Below are 409 nucleotides of genomic sequence, written 5' to 3' on the forward strand. Positions count from 1 at the left end.
CTGCTCAGCTGCCTCCTTGGTTATGGACTCTGCAGCTTCCTCGGCCTCCTGCTCGTCTACCGCACTCGCCTCGAACTGGCTGAAGTCAATGTCGCGTAACGTCGACCAGAATCTGTCGAACGACTTCCTAGCCTCCTCTATTGCCCGCAATGCGGGGTTTGCCTCCTCCAGGTGCCGCGTGAAGTCGACAGCCGCGAATCCGCCAAGGGATTGGTAGCGAAGCCTCTCCAGCATTTTTTGATGCTCCGAGATCGGTTTCAGACCAAGCGCTAGGTCATTCGCTCGCCGGATGATGTCGCTATACCGCACGAGGGCGGGGAATGTGGGGTTCACCAGTTGCTGTTCCATCACGCGCTTGAATTGCGCGGAGATGGATGACCCATCGATTATTTCCTGGACATGTTTTGGG

The 409-nt window shown here is 57.0% G+C and carries 1 protein-coding gene; it reads right to left on the reverse strand.

Translation table 11 applies throughout. The annotated features are described in order from the left end of the window. Positions 1-348 (reverse strand): hypothetical protein (locus K9U40_RS24250; protein ID WP_282892594.1); only part of this gene is annotated, 348 nt, incomplete at its 3' end. Positions 349-409 lie beyond the last annotated feature (61 nt).

This window comes from Xanthobacter autotrophicus (assembly GCF_030015065.1).
Classification (GTDB): Bacteria; Pseudomonadota; Alphaproteobacteria; order Rhizobiales; family Xanthobacteraceae; genus Xanthobacter; species Xanthobacter autotrophicus_D.